The 23,879-nt window shown below is 66.8% G+C and carries 25 protein-coding genes, 1 tRNA gene and 1 pseudogene; 11 read left to right on the top strand and 16 right to left on the bottom strand.

Annotated features, from left to right (window positions below; all coding sequences use genetic code 11):
* Positions 1-63: 63 nt before the first annotated feature.
* From ACIOSY_RS16380 to ACIOSY_RS16390, 3 genes are all read right to left on the bottom strand, one after another.
* The gene (locus ACIOSY_RS16380; RefSeq protein WP_400855161.1) at positions 64-420 is read right to left on the bottom strand and encodes a hypothetical protein; all 357 of its coding nucleotides are present in this window, start codon (positions 418-420) and stop codon (positions 64-66) included.
* A 361-nt stretch (positions 421-781) separates the two neighbouring features.
* Entirely contained in the window at positions 782-1,234 is a 453-nt protein-coding gene (locus ACIOSY_RS16385) for a hypothetical protein (protein WP_400855162.1), read from the bottom strand.
* A gap of 149 nt (positions 1,235-1,383) precedes the next feature.
* On the bottom strand, positions 1,384-2,424 hold the full coding sequence (locus ACIOSY_RS16390; RefSeq protein ID WP_400855166.1) for a ParA family protein: 1,041 nt from the start codon (positions 2,422-2,424) through the stop codon (positions 1,384-1,386).
* 183 nt (positions 2,425-2,607) lie between these two features.
* On the opposite strand from ACIOSY_RS16390, the gene ACIOSY_RS16395 reads away from it, so the two are divergent.
* Positions 2,608-3,465 carry a hypothetical protein gene (locus tag ACIOSY_RS16395; RefSeq protein ID WP_400855167.1) on the top strand — a complete coding sequence of 286 codons (858 nt, stop codon included), beginning with the start codon at positions 2,608-2,610 and terminating at the stop codon, positions 3,463-3,465.
* A 91-nt stretch (positions 3,466-3,556) separates the two neighbouring features.
* On the opposite strand, the gene ACIOSY_RS16400 is transcribed toward ACIOSY_RS16395, so the two are convergent.
* Positions 3,557-3,629: transfer RNA gene (locus ACIOSY_RS16400), tRNA-Lys, on the bottom strand.
* Positions 3,630-3,767: 138 nt separating this feature from the next.
* Positions 3,768-4,430 carry a fasciclin domain-containing protein gene (locus ACIOSY_RS16405; protein ID WP_400855168.1) on the bottom strand — a complete coding sequence of 221 codons (663 nt, stop codon included), beginning with the start codon at positions 4,428-4,430 and terminating at the stop codon, positions 3,768-3,770.
* Between the two features lie 185 nt (positions 4,431-4,615).
* Here ACIOSY_RS16405 and sigK point away from each other — a divergent pair, with 185 nt between their 5' ends.
* From sigK to ACIOSY_RS16425, 4 genes are all read left to right on the top strand, one after another.
* On the top strand, positions 4,616-5,215 hold the full coding sequence (gene sigK / locus ACIOSY_RS16410; RefSeq protein WP_400855170.1) for an ECF RNA polymerase sigma factor SigK: 600 nt from the start codon (positions 4,616-4,618) through the stop codon (positions 5,213-5,215).
* Positions 5,212-6,006, top strand: coding sequence for an anti-sigma factor domain-containing protein (locus ACIOSY_RS16415; protein WP_400855171.1), 795 nt, complete (start codon positions 5,212-5,214; stop codon positions 6,004-6,006). The genes sigK and ACIOSY_RS16415 overlap by 4 nt, the downstream gene beginning before the upstream one ends.
* A gap of 29 nt (positions 6,007-6,035) precedes the next feature.
* Positions 6,036-6,665, top strand: coding sequence for a DNA-directed RNA polymerase subunit beta (locus ACIOSY_RS16420; protein WP_400855173.1), 630 nt, complete (start codon positions 6,036-6,038; stop codon positions 6,663-6,665).
* 180 nt (positions 6,666-6,845) lie between these two features.
* Positions 6,846-7,745: an aminodeoxychorismate lyase gene (locus ACIOSY_RS16425; protein ID WP_400855175.1), complete on the top strand. Its 900-nt coding sequence runs from the start codon at positions 6,846-6,848 to the stop codon at positions 7,743-7,745.
* A 128-nt stretch (positions 7,746-7,873) separates the two neighbouring features.
* On the opposite strand, the gene ACIOSY_RS16430 is transcribed toward ACIOSY_RS16425, so the two are convergent.
* The 9 genes and pseudogenes from ACIOSY_RS16430 to ACIOSY_RS16470 all read right to left on the bottom strand — a co-directional run bounded on the left by ACIOSY_RS16430 (position 7,874) and on the right by ACIOSY_RS16470 (position 17,079).
* Positions 7,874-8,407: an endonuclease domain-containing protein gene (locus tag ACIOSY_RS16430; RefSeq protein ID WP_400855312.1), complete on the bottom strand. Its 534-nt coding sequence runs from the start codon at positions 8,405-8,407 to the stop codon at positions 7,874-7,876.
* Positions 8,408-8,581: 174 nt separating this feature from the next.
* A pseudogene (locus ACIOSY_RS16435) lies at positions 8,582-8,680 on the bottom strand (type IV toxin-antitoxin system AbiEi family antitoxin domain-containing protein); the annotation flags it as partial.
* A gap of 265 nt (positions 8,681-8,945) precedes the next feature.
* The gene (gene pstB / locus ACIOSY_RS16440) at positions 8,946-9,725 is read right to left on the bottom strand and encodes a phosphate ABC transporter ATP-binding protein PstB (RefSeq protein WP_400855176.1); all 780 of its coding nucleotides are present in this window, start codon (positions 9,723-9,725) and stop codon (positions 8,946-8,948) included.
* 29 nt (positions 9,726-9,754) lie between these two features.
* A complete protein-coding gene (gene pstA / locus ACIOSY_RS16445; protein ID WP_400855177.1) occupies positions 9,755-10,855 on the bottom strand; it encodes a phosphate ABC transporter permease PstA in 1,101 nt (366 codons plus the stop codon).
* A gap of 1 nt (position 10,856) precedes the next feature.
* Positions 10,857-11,819: a phosphate ABC transporter permease subunit PstC gene (pstC, locus tag ACIOSY_RS16450; protein WP_400855178.1), complete on the bottom strand. Its 963-nt coding sequence runs from the start codon at positions 11,817-11,819 to the stop codon at positions 10,857-10,859.
* 100 nt (positions 11,820-11,919) lie between these two features.
* On the bottom strand, positions 11,920-13,023 hold the full coding sequence (locus tag ACIOSY_RS16455; RefSeq protein WP_400855179.1) for a phosphate ABC transporter substrate-binding protein PstS: 1,104 nt from the start codon (positions 13,021-13,023) through the stop codon (positions 11,920-11,922).
* 180 nt (positions 13,024-13,203) lie between these two features.
* Positions 13,204-14,181, bottom strand: a complete 978-nt coding sequence (locus ACIOSY_RS16460; protein ID WP_400855180.1) for an NUDIX domain-containing protein — start codon at positions 14,179-14,181, stop codon at positions 13,204-13,206.
* Positions 14,178-16,343, bottom strand: a complete 2,166-nt coding sequence (locus ACIOSY_RS16465; RefSeq protein WP_400855181.1) for an RNA degradosome polyphosphate kinase — start codon at positions 16,341-16,343, stop codon at positions 14,178-14,180. Before ACIOSY_RS16465 ends, ACIOSY_RS16460 begins: the two co-directional genes overlap by 4 nt.
* A gap of 52 nt (positions 16,344-16,395) precedes the next feature.
* On the bottom strand, positions 16,396-17,079 hold the full coding sequence (locus ACIOSY_RS16470) for a winged-helix domain-containing protein (protein WP_400855182.1): 684 nt from the start codon (positions 17,077-17,079) through the stop codon (positions 16,396-16,398).
* Between the two features lie 72 nt (positions 17,080-17,151).
* Between ACIOSY_RS16470 and ACIOSY_RS16475 the strand changes: the two genes are divergently transcribed.
* From ACIOSY_RS16475 to ACIOSY_RS16485, 3 genes are all read left to right on the top strand, one after another.
* Complete coding sequence (locus ACIOSY_RS16475; RefSeq protein ID WP_400855184.1) at positions 17,152-17,442, top strand: hypothetical protein; 291 nt, start codon at positions 17,152-17,154, stop codon at positions 17,440-17,442.
* Between the two features lie 152 nt (positions 17,443-17,594).
* A complete protein-coding gene (locus tag ACIOSY_RS16480; RefSeq protein ID WP_400855185.1) occupies positions 17,595-18,197 on the top strand; it encodes an FABP family protein in 603 nt (200 codons plus the stop codon).
* A 1-nt stretch (position 18,198) separates the two neighbouring features.
* On the top strand, positions 18,199-19,320 hold the full coding sequence (locus ACIOSY_RS16485; RefSeq protein ID WP_400855186.1) for a YgfZ/GcvT domain-containing protein: 1,122 nt from the start codon (positions 18,199-18,201) through the stop codon (positions 19,318-19,320).
* On the opposite strand, the gene ACIOSY_RS16490 is transcribed toward ACIOSY_RS16485, so the two are convergent.
* Complete coding sequence (locus ACIOSY_RS16490) at positions 19,311-20,147, bottom strand: class I SAM-dependent methyltransferase (protein ID WP_400855187.1); 837 nt, start codon at positions 20,145-20,147, stop codon at positions 19,311-19,313. The genes ACIOSY_RS16485 and ACIOSY_RS16490 overlap by 10 nt on opposite strands.
* A gap of 59 nt (positions 20,148-20,206) precedes the next feature.
* Here ACIOSY_RS16490 and ACIOSY_RS16495 point away from each other — a divergent pair, with 59 nt between their 5' ends.
* A complete protein-coding gene (locus ACIOSY_RS16495; protein WP_400855189.1) occupies positions 20,207-20,956 on the top strand; it encodes a phosphoglyceromutase in 750 nt (249 codons plus the stop codon).
* 82 nt (positions 20,957-21,038) lie between these two features.
* On the opposite strand, the gene phoU is transcribed toward ACIOSY_RS16495, so the two are convergent.
* On the bottom strand, positions 21,039-21,734 hold the full coding sequence (gene phoU, locus ACIOSY_RS16500) for a phosphate signaling complex protein PhoU (RefSeq protein WP_400855190.1): 696 nt from the start codon (positions 21,732-21,734) through the stop codon (positions 21,039-21,041).
* Positions 21,735-21,956: 222 nt separating this feature from the next.
* On the opposite strand from phoU, the gene ACIOSY_RS16505 reads away from it, so the two are divergent.
* Positions 21,957-23,177 carry a sensor histidine kinase gene (locus ACIOSY_RS16505; RefSeq protein ID WP_400855192.1) on the top strand — a complete coding sequence of 407 codons (1,221 nt, stop codon included), beginning with the start codon at positions 21,957-21,959 and terminating at the stop codon, positions 23,175-23,177.
* Positions 23,174-23,857, top strand: coding sequence for a response regulator (locus ACIOSY_RS16510; RefSeq protein ID WP_400855194.1), 684 nt, complete (start codon positions 23,174-23,176; stop codon positions 23,855-23,857). The genes ACIOSY_RS16505 and ACIOSY_RS16510 overlap by 4 nt, the downstream gene beginning before the upstream one ends.
* Positions 23,858-23,879: the final 22 nt, after the last annotated feature.

A 23,879-nucleotide genomic window follows, 5' to 3' on the forward strand; every position in this document is an offset into this window, starting at 1 on the left:
CTCCTTGGGAAACGACTTGGGCATGATGACATCCTTCCAGGCCAGCCCTCTCAGCTAGCCACGTTAGATGTCACCTGTTCCTGCATCAGACCCGACCACCATCTGCGGCTTGAGCTCGTCAGGCCGCTCCAGCGCGACGTGCCAGTTCGCAATCGGGTTCACTGTCGTTATATAAGCCGCATTGCGCAAGGTGAACGTGCCGCCGCCATTGGCGCCGTACGCTTCCTGCGCCGCACCCGCCGCGATCGCCACGTCTCGCTGGAGTTGCGACCATCGGTCGTGCGACACGTGCGGCACCAGACGAGCCCGATCCCAATCGCCACCTGCTGGCTCGCAGGCGTTGACTAGCTCGATGAAGGCGCTACGAAAGTCGCTCAAACGATGGCCTTGCTGCTCTATTCGAGTTGGTGGTTTCCCCATGTCTCCATCCTGGTCCGTGACTCGGACACTGCCCCATTGGACACGCGCCCCTCGGGGCGTCTTCTTACCTCCACCCTCACTCTTGCAAAGATCGAGATGAGAGGTTGAATCAAATCGCGGCTTCGCCCACATAACGCGAGGGCGACTCATGTTGCTGGCCCACGTACGAGACAGGAACCAACATGGCCGACCGCGAGCTTGTGGCTAGCCGCTGGCTTCACACCCTCCTAGGTGAGTCGCTTGGCTCGGCCAGGCGAGCGTCGTCACGACGGACACGATCTACTCGCACCTCTCCCCGACCGACTACGCCCAGCACGTCGCACGATTCGAGCGGTTCGCGGCGCAGGTCTAGAAGGCAGAGCTAGAGATACGAGTCGATCGACTGGACAACGGATGCCACCGAGTTGATCGCGTCCAGCGCGTCCGCGTCCGACAATGGTGTGGCTGCCCCTGGGGTCAGAGGGTCGGAGTCCGCTTGATGGACGATGCGGTTGCGCCGCGTAACCACGACGCCGAGCGCAACCTTCGTGGGGCCAGCAGCCGTGCCGAATACACTGCTCCAGACCTTCGGAACGCCGACAAGCGCCAGCGCTGTACCAATGTCATCCGGCTTCTGGAACGTCTCCAATGACAAGCGCTGTGACACGTGCGTGCGAGCCACAAGCTCGAGATCTGCGGGAGTCGCTGCCCCGATCATCTGCCGAACGGCTTCGAAGCTCATTCCAACCTTTGAAGCTGCCGTGCCCGGCGCGGCGCGTCCCACCATGATGTCAACGGCACGGTCCAGCACGACCCCGTGGAAGTAGTGATCCATCGCGGATACGACTTGAACGAGGCCGGATCGATACATGTCGGTGGCATCGACACGGCCAACGGTTAAAGTCCCGATGCGTTGCCCCAGTCCGACCACATCTCGAGCGCGTGTCGCGTCGCTATCGAAATGAGCTAGCCTCGCGGTAGGCATCAGTTCGTTAGGGTTTCGATCCGCTCAGCGAGATCGCTGAACAACTTGTGGAACGAATCAATGCTTGCTTTTTGAGTATCCCAGACGAAGCCGCGGCTCTCAGTGTCGTCCTTCGTGAGGGCGAACACGGGCTTACGAGCCTGCTGCGAGTTCGTGATAAGCGAGTTGAAGTCCGGAATGCTTACCAGTCGCATAGCGCCATCCATGCCGGCCGCCTCGTAGATCTCCTGCGGGAACAGCATGCCCGCCGCTGCCAGCGCGGGCGCAAGGACGGTTTCAACCTGCTGGTCGAGCTCGTCGAAATACGCTCGGAATCCCTCGGTCGCAGAGCCGCTTTTCAGTCGATAACGTTGGATGACTGTCCCCAAGAATCTCAAGTCAGGAGACGGGAACGGGTAGTCAGCGGTGTTAAGTGCATCCAACTTCGCCGCGTTCTCAGCCCATCGGTTCCAGCGAGGAAGGACACGTGCGAGCGATTCGAGAGCCATTACGGAGAAGACGTCGGGACTCGCGGGCACGATGAAATAGTCAGACGTGGCGACGAGATTCTGGTTAATGGCTCCAAGGCCCGGGCTGAGGTCGAGGAGGACGAAATCCGCGTCATACGCGTCGGCCGTCAAATCGAACAAGTAGCGAAAGCTCCCCGGCAAGTTCTTCAGAGCCTGCACTGACTCGGAGAGTTGCTGGGCGATCCCGAGCGAGACCTCGTCTTCAGCTAGACCGACGTGCCCCGGAATGAGAAAGAGATTCTCGATGCCTTCCACCGGGACGCAGTTGACCGCCTCAAGGGGCTTGGGTCGTGAAGCAAACGCGGGTTCCAGAGCATCGCGCAGATTCCGACCCGGGTTCTCGCGGTAGAAGCTCGAAAGGGCGTCCTCTTCCTTGATGTCAAGGACCATGCCAGTCAAGTTGCACTGGGGGTCTGCATCGACCATAACCACCTTGTGTCCGCGCTCAGCGAGCATCCAGCCAAGGTTGAAGGTTGTCGTCGTCTTGCTAACGCCGCCCTTGTTGTTGAACATTGCGATCGTTTTTGCCACTGAGAGTCCTTTGGTCGTCCTTGCGGTCACAGTAGCGCAACTGGTGCACTCGTCCATCTAATTCGGGCGAACGAGGCTAGATGTCGAACGTTGGCAGACCCCACGACGGGTACAGGACGCTGGTCAGCCTCTTTGGTCCTACTAGGCTCAGGCGTAGCGATAGCGGCTTAGGAGAATGCCCGTATGTTCAACCTTTTGATCGGACTCGACGCTGGCGTAGTTCCTGCGGATCGGATGTTTGAGTATACGGACGACCGCGTTCGTCGTGAGCTTGGCGACGAGTATGAATTGCGAATCGAACGACTGCCTGCGCTCTCGATGCCTGAGATCGGGGACGAAAGGTTCGAGCAGGTGGCCACGCTCGGGCGTATCTTGTCGCTTCGCGCGACCGGGCGAACGCACCGGTTCGAGTTTGAGCCGAACCCAAGGCTCAAACCCATACCCGTTGAAACCGTCCGGGAGCTAGCTGACCGTCTCAACGTCGACCCGGAAGGATGGGAGTTCAGGCGGACGCACTGGGCCGTGAAGCAGGCGGAGTTGTTCGAGGTGTTGTTCGAATACGTGGCCGGCGCGCCAAGGAGCATTGACCGGACGTATAGCCCATCCGCCGCCGTCCAGTTCCCTACCGATACGCCGCTGGACTCGAAGCTCGTGGCGGTGATGATGCCGTTCGATCCGAACTTTGATGTGGTCTACGAGACAATCGCGCTGGCCGTAGAGGACATCGGAATGGAGTGTGTTCGGGTGGACAACATATGGGAACACGATCATGTCATGGGAGACGTGCTGTCGTTGCTCTGGCGTGCTCGGATAGTCGTCGCCGACCTCACGGGCCGAAACCCCAACGTGTTCTACGAGACTGGCCTGGCGCATGCCCTCCCGCGACGCACCATCTTGCTCACTCAGAACGCCGACGATGTACCGTTCGACCTTCGATCGATCCGCTACTTGCACTATGGCATCGGCTCGAAAGCTCGCAAGATGCTGCAAGAGCAACTGAGCGATCGCCTCAGGACCTTGTCGAGCTCGCGTCAGTTGTAGGTCATAGCGCCGTCAGCCCACGGACGGGTTCTCGCCGGGATCCCTCTAACAGTGGGTAGGCGGGAACCCCGTGAATCCCGTACCTGTGCGGTGGGCCCCGTGGGGCTCGAACCCACGACCCGCGGATTAAAAGTCCGATGCTCTGCCAACTGAGCTAGAGGCCCTCACCCCCTAGTCTAGGGCGCGCGAAAGAGGGCCGTTGACGACACAGCTACCGTCAACGGCCCTCTTGTCACCTTCTCGCTCCCCTCCTCGAGAGCGAGTCGGCTATGTATCGGGGGTCCCCACCCGATAACCCGTGCTTACTCAGCCGGGGGCATCAGCACCGTGTCGATGAGGTACACGGTGGCGTTCGCGGTCTGGACTCCACCGCAGATGACGGCTGCTTCGCCGTTGACCATCAGTTCGTCTCCGCTGCCGGTGACCTCGAGGTCAGCACCCTGGACGGTGGTGTGCATGCCGACGATGTCGGCCGGCTCGATCTGGCCGGGAACCACGTGGTACGTCAGGATCGAGCTCAGCGTGGCGCTGTCGGTCTTGAGACCCTCGATGGTGGCCGGGTCGATCTTGGCGAAGGCGTCATCCACCGGTGCGAAGACCGTGAACTCGTCGCCGTTGAGCGTGTCGACGAGGTCGACGTCGGGGTTGAGCTGGCCGCTCACCGCTGCGGTGAGGGTGGTCAGCAGCGGGTTGTTCGAGGCGGCGACAGCTACCGGGTCCTGAGCCATGCCGGCGACGGATCCTGCACCGTCCGGAACGGCGTCTGCGTAGGCCGCGCATCCGGCGCCGACGAGGTTGGCGGCCGGGTCCATCGACGTGTCGGGGGTCGACTCCGACGTCTCGGGAGCCATCGGCTCCGACGACTCCTCCGAGGTCGTGCTTCCCATCGAACAGGCGGAGAGCAGGAATGCGCTCGCCAGAGTAAGGGTGACTGCTGCAGTGATCTTCTTCTTGGTGCTGAACATGTCGAGCTCCTTGGATGACTTTCGCCGCGGCCTCTCCGTGGCGTTGAAAGGTGTTCGGAGCCCCGAGGAGATCGGATGGGAGAAAGTTCAGAAAAGTTTCGGACGGAGCGGATTCGTCGTCGAATCCGCCCTTCGCCTTAAGGGAGGTACGTCGCGCCGTTCGTCGAAGAGGGCGAGCATGCGGCATGCTGGTATTGATGGTCATCGATGGGATGGATGTTCCTGAGGACGGATCGGCGCGTGACGCCGTCGCCGACCTCCTCGTCCGCATATCCTCGGGCGACCAGAACGCCTTCGCAGAGCTCTACGACATGCTCTCCGCCCGTGTGTTCGGCCTCATCCTCCGGGTGCTCGTTAACCGTTCGCAGAGCGAGGAAGTGCTGCAGGAAGTTTTCCTCGAGATCTGGCAATCCGCTTCGCGTTTCGCTCCGAACAAGGGCCAAGGACGAACATGGATAATGACGATCGCACACCGCAGGGCAGTGGACCGCGTTCGAGCTTCGCAGTCCAGCACGGATCGAGATGTCCGCGCCGGGCTTCGAGACATCGGAGTGGCCCACGACAGCGTGGCGGAACAGGTCGAACTGAGCATCGAAGGGGAGCGCGTCGTCGGCGCACTCTCCGGGCTTCCTGAAGCTCAGCGCGAGGCGATCGTGCTCGCCTACTACGGCGGATACAGTCAGAACGAAATTTCGGTGCTTCTGGGAGCACCGCTGGGAACGATCAAGACACGGATGCGAGACGGGCTCACCCGTCTCCGAACGGCAATGGGGGTGACGGCATGAACGAGAAGGACTTCGCAGAGCTCGCGGCCGGTGCCGCCCTGCACGCGCTGTCTCCCGACGACGAGCGACTCTTCCGTCGTGTCCTCGCCGAGCATCCCGAGTGGGAATCGATCGTCGAGGCGGATGCCGCGACCGCGGTGCACCTCGCCGCTCCTTTCACCGCCGAGGTTCCGCGTCCCGACATCCGTGCGGCGCTGCTCGCGCAGATCGCCACCACGCGGCAGAACGGCGATGACGATCGTCCGTCGGCCGATACCCGCGTCGACACCGATACGGATGCCGTCGGGCACAGTGAGAGCAGGAGCGACGATGCCACTGCCCTCCGCCCGCCTCGCCGCTGGTCGCGCGCGATCTTCGCGCTCGCCGCATGCCTGGCCGTACTGGTCGGCGTGGGCGCCGGCGCTGTCGCGCTCAACGACTACCTGAATCGTCCGGCGAGCGTCGTGGCGCTGCAGCAGATCGAAGCAGCCGACGACGCCTCGCAGGCCAGCGTCACGCTCGACGACGGCACGACCGCGACAGCGCACTGGTCGCCGTCTCTCGGGTCCGCCGTTCTGGTGGCCGACGGGCTGGCGGCCCCGGCCGACGGCATGACGTACGAACTGTGGTTCGTGCGGGGCGAGACCCCCGTCTCGGCCGGCGTCTTCGACGTCGACGATGGTGACGCGACCGCTGTCCTCTCGGGCGACATGCACGAGGGCGACGTCATCGCGGTGACGGTCGAGCAGGCGGGCGGATCGCCCAGCGGGCTGCCGACGTCCGACCCGGTCATCATCATCCCCACGGCCTGAACGTCGGCGATCCCGCGTACCCTGGTGGGATGCCCGAGCAGCACCACCGCCCTGTGCGGCGACCGTCCAGCGCCTTCGACAACATCGTGGGCTCGCACGATCCCGCCGAAGAGACGCGCATAGCGCACGCCACGGCATCCGCCCTGCTCGCCCGCGTCCGCGCCGACGAGAGCGGAGTGAGCGCCGACCGCCTCGTCGCGTTCACCGCCGAGCACGGGATCGACGAGATCGCAGAGCTGTGGTCGAAGGCGCAGGCGCGCACGCTGCCCGGGGCGCTCTGGCGCCTGTATCTGCTGCAGCTGGCCATCCATGCCGATCCGCAGACCGCCGCGCTGCTGTACGAGCGAGGTCGCGTGGAGCTGGCGTCGGCCGATGCAGCGATCGCCGGCGCCCCGGTGCCCGCGAGCCCCGATGAGATCGTCGCCTTGATCGACATGATTCTGCGGGGAGCCTTCCGCGGTGACTTCGCCGTCGCCCTGGAGCGCGCGGCCGCGTTCTGCCGTCTGCAGGCCGCGGGAGCGACGCACACCGCCGACGACTACGAGGCGACGGAGCCGGCGCGCGCGAGCGAGCTGACGACCCGTGCTCTTCGGCTGGCCAGCTACGCGCAAGACCTCTCGGCGGCCAGCGTGCTCTGGCGCAGCGGGGGACTCGCCTGAGCGGAATCGCTCAGGGCTACCGCGCCCACATCCGGGCAGAGAAAGACCGGGCCGCAAAAACGCCTCTCGGCGGAAGGCCGCTCAAAGCGGCAAAAAATGGAGCCCGGGGTTATGCGGCCCGGCACGAACAATTATAACGCGACCCGGGCGAGGGTATTCCCCGCCGTCTAGGCTCGGAGCATGACCCGGCGCTTCGCACTGATGATCGATCCCGTCACCGCTGACGCAGAGGGCGGCGACGCGGATCGCCCCGATTACGGTGACACCTTCACCCTCGTCGACGCGGCCGCTCCCGCCCTGAGCGTCGGCGAGCTGAGTACCCAGCGCGGCGACGGCGTGTTCGAGTCGATCGGTGTGGTCGACGGTCACGCGCAAGAGGTGGTGCCGCACCTCGAACGCCTCGCGCACTCGGCGCGGCTGTGCGACCTGCCCGTCCCGAACCTCGTGCAGTGGCGTCAGGCGATCGATCGAGCCGCCGCCGAGTGCGGCGACGGTGAAGCGGTCATCAAGCTGATCCTCAGCCGGGGCGTCGAGCACGGACCCACCCCGACCGCCTGGGTCACGGTGGCCCCGGCGTCCGACTTCCGTGGCGTGCGCGAGAACGGCGTTCGCGTGGTGACCCTCGACCGCGGGTACGACCTCGGCGCCGCCGAGCGCGCGCCGTGGCTGCTTCTGGGCGCCAAGACCCTGTCGTACGCCGTCAACATGGCGGCGCTGCGCGAAGCGCACCGCCGCGGTGCCGATGATGCGATCTTCCTCTCGAGCGACGGATTCGTGCTCGAGGCGCCGACGGCGTCGCTGATCCTGCGCTTCGGCGACCGCTTCGTCACCCCCGCGCCGAACGGCGGCATCCTGCACGGCACCACCCAGCTCAGCGTCTACGACCACCTCGCTGCCCGGGACTTCGAGGTCGGATACGACCGGATCCCGGCATCCGACCTCCCCCGTGCGGATGCCGCGTGGCTCGTCTCGAGCGTGCGCCTCGCCGCCGCGATCACCGCCGTCGACGGAGCGGCGCTGCCCGTGGACCAGGCCCTGACCGACGAACTCAACGAGTACCTGCTCTCGCCTCGCGACTGAGGCATCTGCCGTGCGAAAACAGAGACCGATGGCGTTGTCTCCGGTGAGTCGAAGGCCGACATGCCGAGACAGGGCGGATGGGTCTCTGTTCTTCGCTCGACGGAGACGACGTCGAACCGGGCGGATGCTCAGAGCGATCCCAGGAGGTGTGCGCCTCGGGCCATCATGCCGAGGATCGCAGCTCGTACGAGGTGCCATTCCCTGACGATGAGCGCGTAGGTGAAACGGAGGGTTGTGTAGCCCCCGGATGCGGCGATCGCGTCTCGGCGAAGATCCTTCAGGCGCTCCCTCTCCCGCTCGTGATTCTCCCGACCGTCCGCCTCGACGATCAATCGGTCCCCGATGACGAAGTCGACCTCCCCGACGCGGTCGATCTGCACCTGACTGCGCACTTCGATGCCGATTCGATGCAGCCTCAAGCGGATCAACGATTCCAGTCCGCTGTCCGCATCTGCTCGCGCGAAACCGATCAACCACCGCATCGCGAGCGGAAGGCGGCTACGAAGCCAGACCAGTGCTCCGGGGGAGAGGAGCGAGCGCCGCAGGGCGGATTCGAGGGTGGCGAAGAAGGCATCCTCCCCGCAGCACGTCGCCATCTGCAGAAGTACGTTTGCGGTGGGTGGCGTCTCTCCGACGCGAACGCGGCCGGAATCCCAGTGCATGACGCAGTCCTCGCAAGCCGATCGCGGAGTTCCAGCCTCTCCCATCCATACGTGGTGTCGGCTTGGCTGCTCGAGGACCCACAGGCCCTGGACCGAAGCAGCTTCAGCGCATCCGAGGGTTCCCCCGTGCGATGCAGCGTGCAGCAGGGCGGGCGCTGAATCGGGCAGGGCATAGACTCCCTGCCGCGGCCGGATTACCTCTCCCGCGTGAACCGCTCGCCTGAGCTCGGCCGAACTCACTCCACGGGCCCGCAACTCCGAGGCGCGCGCCATTCTCCCGAGTGTTCGAAGGGCGGAATCTGCACGGGCGAAGGACACGGGTCGATCCTGCGCTCGGAGAGACCGCCCCGACGCACCGGAACGGCGGAGTGTGGATAGGTCACACGCATCCGCCGGTTGTGCAGGGAGCAGTCGAGCGGCCGACACAAGACAACAAAACCCAGACCATCGGTACCCGGGGCGGCGTGTCAGAAGATCACACGCCGCCCCGGAGCGAGAAGGTCTGGGTTTTGTGAAGTCTCAGGCGAACAGCCTCAGCTCAACCGAAGCGGCCGGAAACGTAGTCCTCGGTGGCCTGCACGGTCGGGGTGGTGAAGATCGACGTGGTGTTGTCGTACTCGATGAGCTTGCCCGGCTTGCCGGTGCCGGCGATGTTGAAGAACGCGGTCTTGTCGGAGACGCGGCTCGCCTGCTGCATGTTGTGCGTGACGATCACGATCGTGAACTCGTTCTTGAGCTCGCCGATCAGCTCTTCGATCGCGTAGGTCGAGATCGGGTCGAGGGCCGAGCACGGCTCGTCCATCAGCAGCACCTCGGGAGAGACGGCGATCGCGCGGGCGATGCAGAGACGCTGCTGCTGTCCACCCGAGAGACCGGAGCCCGGACGGTCGAGACGGTCCTTGACCTCGTTCCAGAGGTTCGCGCCGGTGAGGGACTTCTCGACCAGGGCGTCCTGGTCGCTCTTCGACATGCGGCTGTTGTTGAGCTTCACGCCCGCGAGCACGTTCTCCTTGATCGACATCGTGGGGAACGGGTTCGGCCGCTGGAAGACCATGCCCACCTGGCGGCGCACGAGCACGGGGTCGACGCCGGGACCGTAGAGGTCCTTGCCGTCGAGCAGCACCTCGCCCTCGACGCGCGCGCCGGGGATGACCTCGTGCATGCGGTTCAGGGTGCGCAGGAACGTGGACTTGCCGCAGCCGGACGGGCCGATGAAGGCCGTCACGCTGCGCGGCTGGATGTCGAGGGAGACCCCCTCGACGGCCAGGAAGTTGCCGTAGTAGACGTTGAGGTCGTTGACTTCGATGCTCTTGGACACGTGAATTCCTGTTCTGAGTGGTCGGGCGCTCAGCGGCCGGAGGTCTTCGGTGCGAACAGCTTCGCGATGAGTCGCGCGAGCAGGTTCAGCACCATGACGATGAGGATGAGGGTCAGAGCCGCTGCCCAGGCCCGCGCCAGCGACGCGTCCGGGTTCGTGCCCTGGTTCATGTACTGGTTGTAGGCGAACACCGGCAGGGTCATCATCTGACCGTTGAAGATGTTCGTGTTCATGCTCTGGGTGAATCCGGCGGTGAGCAGCAGCGGGGCCGTCTCGCCGATCACGCGGGAGATCGCGAGCATGATCGAGGTCGTGATGCCGGCGATGGAGGTCGGCAGCACGACCTTGAGGATGGTCAGCCACTTGGGAACGCCCAGCGCATATGAGGCCTCGCGGAGTTCGTTCGGCACGATCTTGAGCAGTTCCTCGCTGCCACGCACGACGACCGGGGTCATCAGCACAGCCAGCGCGAGCGCACCCATGATGCCCATCGAGATGCCCGGCTTGAAGATCAGCGCGAACACCGCGTAGATGAACAGACCGGCGACGATCGAGGGGATGCCCGTCATCACGTCGACGAAGAACGTGATCGCCTTCGCGACCTTGCCGCGCCCGTACTCGACTAGGTAGATCGAGGTCATGAGCCCGATCGGCACCGAGATCACCGTGGCCGTGAGCGTGATGAGAACCGTGCCCCAGATCGCGTGCACGATGCCGCCGCCGTCGCCGACGACGTTGCGCATCGACGAGCTGAAGAACTCGGCGTCGAAGCGCTCGATGCCGTTGGAGACGACCGTCCACAGCAGCGAGATGAGCGGGAGGAGAGCGATGAGGAACGCGGTCGCGACCAGCGCCGTCATCAGCCGGTCGACGGCCTTGCGGCGGCTCTCGACGATCGAGGAGATCACCGTGATGAGAACCATGTAGAGCAGGATGCCGATGATCGCGGCACCCGAGATGTTGAAGTCCGCGAGCGAGCCGACGGAGGTCACCGCGAAGATCGCAGCGCTGACGGCGAAGGATCCTGCCAGAAGCGCCCAGGGAGCCCACTTGGGGAGCTTGCCGGCGGTGAGGGCCGAGGACGGAGCCGCGGCCGAGACGGTGGTCGGGGTGGGGGTGAGGACGGTCATGTCAGTTCGCTCCCGAGAACTCGGCGCGGCGGGCGACGATCCAACGCGCCAGCGCATTGACCGCGAAGGTCACGACGAAGAGGATCAGGCCGGTCGCGATGAGCGTGTTGACGCCGGTGCCGTGGGCCTCCGGGAACGCCAGGGCGATGTTCGCGGGGATCGGCGTGGGGTTGGTCGCCGTGAGCACGAGGAAGCTGACGACGGCCGAGGGAGAGAGCACCATCGTCACGGCCATGGTCTCGCCGAGTGCGCGTCCGAGGGCGAGCATCGCGGCCGAGACCATACCGCCGCGGGCGAAGGGCAGCACGGCCATCCGCACCATCTCCCAGCGGGTGGAGCCGAGCGCGAGCGCGGCCTCTTCGTGGAGCTTCGGGGTCTGCAGGAAGACCTCGCGGCAGATGGCCGTCATGATCGGGATGCACATCACCGCGAGCACGAGGGATGCGGTGAGGATCGTCTTGCCGGTGGACGAGACCTGGCCACCGAAGAACGGGACCCAGGAGGCGTTCGCGTTGAGCCAGGCGTAGATCGGCTGGAGCATCGGTGCCAGCACGAGGCCGCCCCAGAGCCCGAAGACGACCGAGGGGACGGCGGCGAGCAGGTCGATGATGTAGCCGAGGAAGGCGGCGAGGCGACGGTGCGCGTAGTGCGAGATGAAGAGCGCGATGCCGATGGCGATCGGTGCGGCGATGAGCAGAGCGATGAAGGATGCCCAGAGAGTGCCGAAGACGAGCGGCCACACGTACACCCAGAAGGACTGGCCCTTGAGGATGTGGTTGTCGGTGGTGTCGAGCTGGAACGCCGGGATGCTCTGGATGATGAGGAAGGCGGCGACGAGCGCGAGGACGACGAGGATGATGATCCCCGCTCCGAGCGCGGTACCGGAAAACACCCGGTCGCCGAGCCGCTGCTTGGCCTTGATCGGTGCGGGCGGCGCTGCGGGCGCCTGCGCGGTCGTGCTCATGGTCTCCCTGTCTCGGGGCTGAGTGGATCGGGGGCTGACCGGGCGGAGCCCCCGCGTCCGATCAGGACGCGGGGGCACTGCCATCAGTCGGTCGGCTGGATCAGCCGACCTGGATCAGGTCGATCGCGGCCTGAACCTGCTCGCGCAGGCTGTCCGAGATCGGGGCGCTGCCGGCGTTGTCCGCGGCGGCTTCCTGGCCCTCGGCGCTGGCGATGTAGGTCAGGTACTCCTTGACCAGCTCGGCCACGTTGGTGTCCTCGTACTGCTCGCACGCGATCAGGTAGCTGACCAGGGCGATCGGGTACGAGCCGTCGGCGGCCGATGCCGGGTCGACGTCGAAGACGAGGTCGCCTTCGCCGCGGCCCTCGACGAGCGGCGAGCCTTCGACGAGTGCTGCGGCAGCCTCGGCGGAGTAGGCGACGAATTCGCCACCGACACCGACGTGCACCTGACCGAGGTCACCGACCTGCGAGGCGTCGGCGAAGCCGATCGCGCCGTTGCCCGCGGTGATGGCCTGAACGACACCCGAAGTGCCCTGAGCGGCTTCGCCACCCTCGATCGGCCAGACGTCGGCCGGCTCGTAGGTCCAGACGTCACCGGCGGTGGCGCTGAGGTACTTGGTGAAGGTCTCCTGCGTGCCCGAGGGGTCGGAGCGGTGGACCGGCGAGATCGCCAGGTCGGGCAGCTCGACACCCTCGTTGAGGGCGGCGATCTCCGGGGCGTTCCAGTTGGAGATCGTGCCGGCGAAGATGCCCGCGATCGTGGCGGCGTCGAGGTTGAGCGTGTCGACGCCCTCGAGGTTGAACGCGACGGCGACCGGCGAGATGTAGAGGGGGACCTCGACGATGTCATCGGTGGTGCAGGCACCGAAGCCGCCGGCGGCGATCTCCTCGTCGTTGAACGCACGGTCGGAGCCGATGAAGTTGCTGCCGCCTTCGAGGAAGTTCTCGCGGCCGGTGCCGGAGCCGGTGGGCTCGTAGTTGACGGTGACGTCGGGGTTCGCGGTCTGGAACGCGGCGACCCAGGCTTCCTGGGCGGCGGTCTGCGACGAGGCGCCGGTGGCGTCGATGGTGCCGGAGAGCGTGGACTCGGTCGGCGCGTCGGACGAGCCGCCGGTGCCGCTTTCGTTCGCGGCGCAGCCGGCGAGAGCGAGAGCAGCGACGGCGCCGATGGCGCCGATGCGAGCGATTCGGGAGATCTTCACTGTGGATCCGTTCGATCGGTGATGGGGTGAGGCCCGGTGCAGGGCACACAGTGACGCTAAGCGCGGCGGTTAACGAGACTCTCCCGCACGGGTGAACGGAAGGTGAACGACTGGCGACTCTCTGGGGTGGTTCCGCGGGATTCCGCGACCTTCGACGAGTTCAGAGATCCAGGAAAAGCGTCACACCTTCGGAATGTGCGTCTCGATCGCGATGATGCCGGAGCCGGGGTTCGTCGCTGACAGATGCACGACGGAGAAGGCGGCGGGCTCGAGATCGGCGGCCCCGCGGATGTACGAGCCGCGGATGGTTCCGGTCGCGAGGGCGATCTCTTCGAGCAGCCCGGGTAGAACCGGCCCGTGGCTGCACAGAATGGCGGCCTTGCCCGCGCGCACGCGTTTGCCGACGACGGTGCGAAGGTCGTCGCTGCCGTCTTCCCACGCATCCTGGCTGATGAGCTCGGTGCGGGTGATCTTGCGCTCGAGCGCCTTGGCGAGGGGCTGCACGGTCTGGATGCAGCGCACGGCGTCGCTGCTGACGATCTTGCGCACGCCGAAGGCACGCAGAGGGCCGACGATGGACTTGGCCTGTGTGCGGCCGCGTTCGGTCAGTGGGCGGGCGGCGTCGGCTCCGTCCCGGTCCGACCGGGAGAGCGCCTTTGCGTGCCGGAGGGCGATCAGCGGAAAAGTGCGCAGAGCGCCGTCGGCGACCACGCCGGCGAAGAAGTCGAGGATCTCGAGGTCGACCGGGTAGCTGAGACGCTCGCGCGCCTTCTTGAGGCTGACCCATTCGAGTGCGGCGATCTCGCGGTTGGGCACGAAGGTCGACGCCCGGATCGCTTCGTCCGTTGCCTCGGCAGCCCAGTAGTGCACGACCTTCTGCTTCTTCGAGGCGAGGTGATAGCGGCTCACTCCGACGGGAACGCCGAGCGAGACCTGGATGCCGGTCTCCTCATGCACCTCGCGCACCGCCGTCTCGGCGAGCATCTCGCCCGGATCGACCTTGCCCTTGGGCAGGGTGACGTCGCGATACTTGGTGCGGTGGATGAGGAGTACGCACAGCTTGTCGTCGACGAGTCGCCACACAACGGCACCGGCCGCGTAGACGGCCTTGTCCGTCCACTTCGAGCCCACCACCTGCTCGGTCTGGCCGAAGGTCATCGAGCCGCTCGCGCTCGACGACGTCGTTGGATCAACCCCATGGTCTTATCCTGCAGGTCGACGAGCGGGTTGCCGTCGGCGTCCACGGCGTGGCGCTCCCAGATTCCTCCGGCGCCGAGGTGCCACGAGCTCGTGCCCGGGTCCATGGCGAGCTCGAAGAAGGCGAGCAGCTCCTTGAGGTGGGCCGGGTCGATCACCCGCACCAGTGCTTCGACGCGTCGGTCGAGGTTACGGTGCATCATGTCGGCGCTGCCGATGTAGACCTGCGGGTCGCCGGCGTTGTCGAACGCGAAGATCCGCGAGTGCTCCAGGTAGCGGCCGAGGATGCTGCGCACCGTGATGTTGTCGCTGATCCCATCGAGGTCCGTGCGGAGGCTGCAGATGCCCCGCACCCAGACGTCGACCTTCACGCCCGCCTGGCTCGCCCGGTAGAGCGCGTCGATGATCTCCTCGTCGACCATGGAGTTCACCTTGATGCGGATGTGGGCGGGCTTGCCGGCCACCGCGTTCTTGCGCTCGTTGTCGATCTGGCGGATGAGCCCCTTGCGCAGGTGCAGCGGGGCGACGAGGAGACGCTTGAACTTCTTCTCGATCGCGTAGCCGCTGAGCTCGTTGAACAGACGGGTGAGGTCTTTACCGACCTGGGGGTCGGCGGTGAACAGGCCGAAGTCCTCGTAGATGCGGCTGGTCTTGGGGTTGTAGTTTCCCGTGCCGACGTGCGAGTAGTGCCGCAGCATCCCCTCTTCCTCGCGGATGACGAGAGCGAGCTTGCAGTGCGTCTTCAGACCGACCAGGCCGTACACGACGTGCACGCCGGCCTTCTCGAGCTTGCGGGCCCAGACGATGTTGTTGGCCTCGTCGAATCGCGCCTTGACCTCGACGAGGGCGAGCACCTGCTTGCCGGCCTCGGCCGCGTCGATGAGCGCCTGCACGATGGGGCTGTCGCCCGAGGTGCGGTAGAGCGTCTGCTTGATCGCGAGCACGTGCGGGTCGCGGGCCGCCTGCTCGAGGAAGGCCTGCACACTCGTCGCGAACGACTCGTACGGGTGGTGCACGAGCACGTCGGACTTGCGGATGGCCTTGAACATGTCGGCGCGCGTGTTGCTGTCGCCCGGCTGGAAGGCCACCGCTGTGGTGGGCACGTGCGGCGGGAAGCGCAGGTCGGGGCGCTCGACGCGCGAGAGGCTGAACAGACCGCGCAGGTCGAGCGGCCCGGGGAGGCGGTAGACCTCCTGGTCGGTGATGTCGAGCTCGGTCACCAGCAGCGCGAGGGTGACCTCGTCCATGTCGTCGGTGATCTCGAGACGGATGGGCGGCCCGAATCGGCGGCGCAGCAGCTCGGCTTCGAGCGCCTGGATCAGGTTCTCGCTCTCGTCTTCCTCGATCGCGACGTCTTCGTTGCGGGTGAGGCGGAAGGCGTGGTGATCGAGCACCTCCATGCCCGGGAAGAGATCGCCCAGGTGGTTGGCGATCAGCTCTTCGAGCGTGAGGTAGCGGGTGATCTCGCCGGAGCCGGGGACCTCCACGAACCGGGGGAGCATCGGCGGCACCTTCAGGCGCGCGAACTCCTGGCGCCCGGTGCGGGCGTTGCGGATGCGGATGGCGAGGTTCAGCGACAGGCCGGAGATGTACGGGAACGGATGCGCCGGGTCGACCGCGAGCGGCATGAGGACCGGGAAGACCTGCGCCTGGAAGTACTCGGTGAGCTTGAGGCGCTCGTCTTCGGTGAGAGCGGACCAGGCGGTGATCTCGACGCCGGCGTCTGCCAGCGCAGGGCGTACGAGGGAGTTCCAGGCGTCGGCATGGCGCAACTGCAGTGCGTGCGCCTCGCGCGAGATGTCGGCGAGAGCATCGGCGGGGGAGCGGCCGATGTTCGTGGGCACGGCGAGCCCGGTGACGATGCGGCGCTTGAGGCCGGCGACGCGCACCATGAAGAACTCGTCGAGGTTGCTCGCGAAGATCGCCAGGAAGTTCGCGCGTTCGAGTTCGGGAAGGCTCGCGTCTTCGGCGAGTTCCAGGACGCGCTGGTTGAATGCCAGCCAGCTCAGCTCCCGGTCGAGGTACCGGTGGTCGGGGAGGAGCGAGTCGGGGGACTCGACAGCGTCGAAGTCGTCGTCTTCAGCGTCGCCGAGACCTGCGTCGGCGAGAGCGGGATCCATCATGGGGTACATCTAAGCACCGTGAGGTGACACGCGCGTGAACGGAGGTGTTCCGTTACCGCGTTCCGACGAGCGAATCGTCGTCGTAGACGTTGAAGCGGTAGCCCACGTTGCGCACCGTGCCGATGATCTGCTCCTGGTCGCCGAGCTTCGCGCGCAGTCGCCGCACGTGCACGTCGACCGTGCGCGTGCCGCCGAAGTAGTCGTATCCCCACACCTCGCTAAGCAGCTGCTCGCGTGTGAACACGCGGGTCGGGTGCGTCGCCAGGAAGTGCAGGAGCTGGAACTCCTTGTAGGTGAGATCGAGCGGTTTGCCGTGCAGCTTCGCCGAGTAGGACTGCTCGTCGATCGTGATGCCGGAGGCCTGTACGCGTGTCGGTGCCGCGGCGTCGTCGCGCCGGGCGATCGCGAGACGCAGACGCGCATCGCTCTCGGCGGGGCCGGCCGTGGCGAGCAGGACGTCGTCGATGCCCCAGTCGCCCGAGACCGCACTCATCCCGCCCTCGGTGACGACGAGGAGGAGCGGAGCATCCTGACCGGTGGCACGCAGCAGACGGCACAGCGATTTCGCACCGGCGAGATCCGATCGACCGTCGACGATCACGATGTCGTACTCGGGGGCGTTGACGAGGCGGGCCGGTTCCGCCGGGATCTGGCGCACCGTGTGGCTCAGCAGTTCCAGGGCGGGCAGGACCGGCTCCTCGGTCGGAGCGTTCGTCAAGACCAGGACCTGGGGCACACGTACTCCTCACCGACACGGATTCGACGCCGTGCCGCAATGATACCGGGGTGAATGAGTCACAATGGACTCATGACGCAACCTGCACTCGCTCCGCGCAACGCCTTCACGGGCGTGGTCGTCGTGTGGGCGGTGGCATTCCTGGCCGCGGCCGCGATCGGCATCTTCGTCGCGGAGGACTGGCGGATCCCGTGGATGCTGGTCGGATTCGGCGGCGCCGTGCTGCTCTCCTTCGCCGTCCAGCTCTGGTACGGGCGCACCGACGGATTCATCTTCCGCGTGGCGGGCAGCATCATCGGAGCTCTGCTTCTGATGGGCGTGATCTCGATCGGATTCGGCATCGCGGCGCTGATTCCCGCCTGACACCACCCTCGGGGCGCGATAAGGTGGAGTCATGGATCTCATGGCGCTCGAAATCTTCTTCATCGGCCTGCTGGGTCTTGCGAGCCTCGCGATCGTCTTCGTCTCCGTCGTGGTGCTACGCAACCTCTTCCGCGGCCAGCGTTGAGCGCATCGTGATCGAGCTCCCCACAGACCTTCCCGCTGATCTCGTCCCGCTCGCGTGGCTGATCGGCGTGTGGGAGGGCACCGGGGTGATCGACTACCCCGTCGGTGAGAACCACCTGCAGGGGGAGTTCTCCCACCGGGTGAGCTTCAGCCATGATGGTGGCCCGTTCCTGAACTACTCCGGCACGGCGACGTTCCTCGGGACCGACGGCTCGGATTCGATGCCGCTGATCGCCGAGACCGGCTTCTGGCGCATCGCGCGGCAGGCGACGGATGCCGATGCCGGTCCCGCTCTGCTGCCTCCGACGGCTCCGGCCGTGGCGCGCACCGTCGACGACGTCGAGGCTCTGCGCACCGAGAACGGCGGCTTCCCGCTGGAGGTCTCGCTGGCGCACGCCGATGGCGCCCTCGAGCTCTACCTCGGAGAGATCAAGGGCCCGCGGGTCGACATCGCCTCGGACGCGATCGTGCGCAGCGCCACGTCCAAGGCGCACACGGCATCCGCTCGCATGTACGGTCTCGTCGACGGGCACATGCTGTGGGCGTGGGACATCGCCGCCCTCGGCACTCCGTTGCGCTCGCACGCGTCCGCCCGCCTGGCGAAGGTCTGATGTGACCGGCTTCGACGATCTCGACGGCGCCGTGGTCGACGGACCGGCGATCCTGCACTTCGGCGATGTCTTCCGTGAGCAGCGCCGCCTCTCCGCCGGAGAAGCGGTCGCGCCGCTCGGCGACCGTACGGTGATCGAGGTCGCCGGCCCGGAACGCCTCAGCTGGCTCGATTCGATCACCTCGCAGTACGTGGGGCGTCTCGCCCCGGGCGAGAGCACCGAGATGCTCGTGCTCGACCCGCAGGGTCGCGTCGAGCACGCCGCCGGAGTCCTCGACGACGGCTCATCGACCTGGCTGATCGTGGACGAGGCCGATGCCGAGGGTCTCGCCGGCTGGCTGACGCGCATGAAGTTCCGCACGCAGGCGACGGTGGGCATCCGATCCGACGTCCACCTGGTCGGGTTCGTCGACGGCGGTCCGGCTGCGACGGCCGTGTCGGGTGCGGCGCTCGCTCCGAACGGCGTCCCGCTGATCTGGGTCGACCCCTGGCAGCGGGTCAGCGCCGGCGGTCACCAGTACGCGCAGGTCTCCGATCACCCCGCGGCGGCTCTCGCCTGGCGGGTCGGCATCGTCTCCGACGACGCGATCCTCGCGCTCGCCGCGAGCAGTGACGCCGACCGCGTCGCCGGTGTCCTCGCAGCCGAGGCGCTGCGCATCGCCGCCTGGCGACCGCGGTGGAAGACCGAGGTCGACGAGCGTTCACTTCCGCACGAGTCCGACTGGATCCGCAGCGCGGTGCATCTCAACAAGGGCTGCTACCGCGGACAGGAGACGGTCGCGAAGGTGCACAACCTCGGGCACCCTCCCCGTCGCCTCGCCGCCCTCCAGCTCGACGGCAGTGATGCGGTGCTGCCCGAATCCTGGGCATCCGTCTTCGCCGGAGACGACGAGGTCGGCCACATCACCTCGGCGGCGCGCCACTTCGAAGACGGTCCGATCGCTCTCGCGATCCTCAGCCGCCGCGCGCCCGTCGGCGATCTCGTGGTGCGGGCCGACGGCGTCGAGATCTCGGCCTCGCAGCAGGTGATCGTGCCCGCAGACGCGGGAGCGGTCGCCGACGTGCCGCGCCTCACGCGTCTCTCACGCCGCCCGTCGGCACCGGATCCGCGCGCTCAGGCCTGAGACCCGTCGCGCGGGGCGACCGCCTCCCAGGGGAGCGTCAACTCGCCGAGCCGCCAGCGGGGTCGTCCGCCGAGCACCGGCCAGCCCTGTGCGCGCAGCGCGGAGACCGCGGCGAGGAAGCGCTGCGTCGCCCCGAACGTCGACAGCGCCGCGGCGCGGTCCCATTCGCGGTCGAGGTCGACCAGGAGAGCGTGGATGCGCTCGCCCGGGACGTTGCGGTGGATCAGCGCCTTCGGCAGCCGTTCGGCGACGATGCTCGGATGCTCGAGATCGGCGAGGCGCAGCGAGAGGGTGAAGCGCAGCGGATCGCCGTCGACGCCGACGTCGATCCAGCTCGCGACGCGCCCGATCTCGTCGCACGTGCCCTCGACCAGCAGGCCGCCCGGAGCGAGTCGCCGGGTCATGGTGCGCCACGCGCCCGCGACATCGCCCTCGTCGTACTGCCGCAGCACGTTCATCGCGCGGATCACCGCCGGCCTGCGGTCACCGGGCACCGGCACCTCGAAGCCGCCGCGCGCAAACGAGACCGGCAGATCCGGGGCGAACGACGTACGCCCCGCGCGCACCTCGGCGAGCTGCGCCTCCGCCGTCGCCACTCGGGCGGGGTCGATCTCCAGGCCGCGCACGTGCACATCGGGCCGCACGCGTACGAGCCGTGCGGCGAGCTCGAAGGCGGTCACTCCGCTGGCGCCGTAGCCGAGGTCGATGACGAGGGGGTCGGATGCGCGGCGCATCGCGTCGCTCGCGGCGATCCAGCGGTCATTGCGCCGGAGCCGGTTGGTCCCCGTCGTGCCGCGGGTCGGCCGACCGAGGGGAGATGACGCCATGTCTCAATCCTCCCAGCATCCGACCGTGCGTCACGGACGCGGGCCGATAAACTGACGACATGACTGCGAAGCGCACCCTCATCCTGCTCCGTCACGGCCGGAGCGAATGGAACGAACTGAACCTCTTCACCGGCTGGGTGGACGTCCGCCTGAACGAGCAGGGTGTGAAGGAGGCGCGCCGCGGCGGCGAGCTGCTCGCCGAGTCCGGCATCCTTCCCAACGTGCTGCACACGTCGCTGCTGAGCCGCGCCATCCAGACCGCGAACATCGCCCTCGACGCCGCCGACCGGCTGTGGATCCCGGTGACGCGTTCGTGGCGTCTCAACGAGCGCCACTACGGCGCCCTGCAGGGTAAGGACAAGGCGCAGACGCTCGAGGAGTTCGGCCCCGAGCAGTTCCAGCTGTGGCGCCGATCGTTCGACGTGCCGCCGCCCGTGCTCGACGACGACAGCGAGTTCAGCCAGGTGCACGACGTGCGCTACGCCGGCATCGACGGCGAGGTGCCGCGCACCGAGTCGCTGAAGCTCGTGATCGATCGCCTGCTGCCCTACTGGGAGAGCGCGATCGTCCCCGACCTCGACGCCGGCAAGACCGTCCTCGTCACGGCGCACGGCAACTCGCTGCGGGGTCTCGTGAAGCACCTCGAGGGCATCAGCGACGACGACATCGCCGAGCTCAACATCCCCACCGGCATCCCGCTCGTCTACGAACTCGACGAGAACAACGTGCCGACCGGTCCCGGCCGTTACCTCGACCCCGAGGCCGCCGCCGCCGGTGCTGCCGCGGTCGCCGCGCAGGGCAAGAAGTAAGGGTCCGAGACCCCGGAGATACACGAAACCCCCTGGCGCGGAGCTCCGCACCAGGGGGTTTCGTGGTGAAGCGTGGAGCCGATCAGGCGTGCCCGAGCTCCTGCTGCTCGACGGCGAGGGCGATGTCGTCTTCTGCGACCGCCCAGTCGCCGGTGGCGAGGTAGACGACCTTCTTCGCGACGGCGACCGCGTGGTCGGCGAAGCGCTCGTGGTAGCGGCTGGCGAGCGTGGCATCGACGGTCGCCGTGGCCTCGCCCTTCCAGTTGTCGCTGAGCACCTTCTCGAAGACGGTGGCGTGCAGCTCGTCGACGTCGTCGTCCGCGTTGCGGATCTCGTCGGCGAAGCGGAGGTCCTGCGTGCGCAGCAGCTCGGACAGCGTGCGCGCGACCTCGACATCGAGCTCGCCCATCTTCACGAAGGTGCCCTTGAGGCCCTTCGGGATCGCGCGCTCCGGGAAGCGCAGGCGGGCGAGCTGGGCGATGTGCTCGGACATGTCGCCCATGCGCTCGAGTGACGCGCTGATGCGCAGCGCCGAGACGACGATGCGCAGATCGCGGGCGACCGGCTGCTGACGGGCGAGGATCTCGATGGCCTGCTCGTCGAGGGCGACGGCCAGCTCGTCGATCTTGGCGTCATCGGCGATGACCTCTTCGGCCAGCGCGACGTCGCTGGTCGCGAAGGCCCGCGTCGCCTTGTCGATCGAGACGGTGACGAGGTCGGCGATCTCCACGAGGCGGGACTGCAGATCCTCGAGGGACAGGTGGAAGACTTCGCGCATGATGGGGCGCAACCTTTCATGTGTATCTCGGCCGTGTGGTCAGCGCGAGAGGGCGGGTCGTCCGCACGAGAGTGTCGGACCCGCGCACCCGCGCAGGCCCGTAGCGATTGTGTGCTCCGAAGGTTAACGGACGGTGCCCAGCGAGTGAATAGTACTTCTCTCCTTGCCGCTCAGGCCCGGAAACCCGCCGGAGCGGCGGTGAACGCACTCTACGCTGGAGTCATGACCGACCCGCAGATCGCGCTGATCGCACTCGCCGTGGGGTTGGCGATCGGCGTCGGTTTCTCCCTTCTCATCGCCTGGGCGTATCGGGCGAGGGCCCGCGTGGCGGAGGAGACCTCCAGCGCCGTTCCCGAGGGCATCACCGATGTGCTCGCGAGCATGGACGACGCGGCGTGCGTCGTGGACGCCTCTGGTCTCGTGCTCGCATCGTCGCAGTCCGCCTCGCGATTCGGCATCGACGTGGGGTCCACGCTCGACAACCCGGAGCTGCGGTTGCTCGTGCGCGGTGTGCGCACGGCCGGCGGCACGGCGACGGAGTCGATGCGCATCACCCGCGGTGGACTGAGCCTCGACCCGCGGCTCGTCTCCGCCCGCGCGAGCGTGCTCGGGCCGCGCCTGACCCTGCTGATCATCCGCGATGTCACCGAGCAGGAGCGTCTCGATCAGATGCGCCGCGACTTCGTGGCGAACACCAGCCATGAGCTGAAGACTCCGGTCGGTGCCGTGACGCTTCTCGCCGAGGCCATCGAATCCGCCGCCGACGATCCGGCGCAGGTGCGCATCTTCGCGGCGCGCATCTCCGCCGAAGCCGGGCGGCTCGCCCAGCTGACCGGGCGCATCATGAGCCTCTCGCGGCTGCAGGCCGACGACGGGCTCGGCGATGTCGGCCCCGTTGCGATCGACGAGGTGATCGCCGCCTCGATCGAGGCGCACGTCGTGCAGGCCGATGCCGCCGGTGTCGAGATCCTGCGCGGGGGCGACCGCGGCGTCTGGGTCAGCGGAGACTCGCAGATCCTGGTCGAAGCGGTGGGCAACCTCATCGCGAACGCGATCGTGTACTCGCCGCTCGGGTCTCGCGTCGGAGTGGGCGTGCGCGCCGACGACGGCATCGTCGAGATCGCCGTCTCGGATCAGGGCATCGGCATCGCCGAGACCGACCGGGAGCGCATCTTCGAGCGGTTCTACCGCGCAGACGAAGCGCGCTCGCGCCGCACCGGTGGCACGGGACTCGGCCTCTCGATCGTCAAGCACGCGACGCAGCGGCACGGCGGAGAGGTGCGTCTGTGGTCGCGCCCCGGCCGTGGCTCGACGTTCACGGTGCGCCTCCCCCTGATCGATGCACCTCCGAAGCCGGACATCGACAAGAAGAGCAAGAAGAAACGCGAGCGCAAGGCGGCGAAGGCCGCCACGGCACGCGTCAAGAAAGGTGACCGCGCATGACCCGCATCCTTCTCGTCGAAGACGAGCCCGATCTCGCCGATCCGTTGGCGTACCTGCTGCGTCGGGAGGGGTACGAGGTCGAGATCGCCGAAGACGGCCCCGCGGCGCTCACCGCGTTCCGGGAGCGCGGCGCCGACATCGTGCTGCTCGACCTCATGCTCCCCGGGATGCCGGGAACAGAGGTCTGCCGCCAGATCCGTTCGTCGTCGGCTGTGCCCATCATCATGCTCACCGCCAAGGACTCCGAGGTGGACATCGTCGTGGGTCTCGAACTCGGAGCCGACGACTATGTCACCAAGCCGTATTCCTCGCGCGAGCTGCTCGCCCGCATGCGGGCGGTGCTGCGCCGCGTGGTGCAGGCCGACAGCGAGCTCGACGAGCGGGTGCTCGATGGAGGACGCGTGTCGCTCGATATCGATCGCCACACCGTGTCGGTCGCGGGCTCGCCCATCAACATGCCGTTAAAGGAGTTCGAGTTGCTCGAGGTTCTGATGCGAAACTCCGGACGCGTGCTCACGCGCGGGCAGCTCATCGACCGGGTGTGGGGAAGCGACTACTTCGGCGACACGAAGACGCTGGATGTGCACATCAAGCGCATCCGCTCCCGCATCGAGGTCAACCCGAGCGAACCGGTGATGCTCGTCACCGTCCGCGGTCTGGGGTATCGCTTCGAGGCGTGACCCCCCCCCGCACGACGAAGGC

Origin of the sequence: Microbacterium sp. NPDC087665, assembly GCF_044743285.1 — a bacterium.
Lineage (GTDB): Bacteria > Actinomycetota > Actinomycetes > Actinomycetales > Microbacteriaceae > Microbacterium.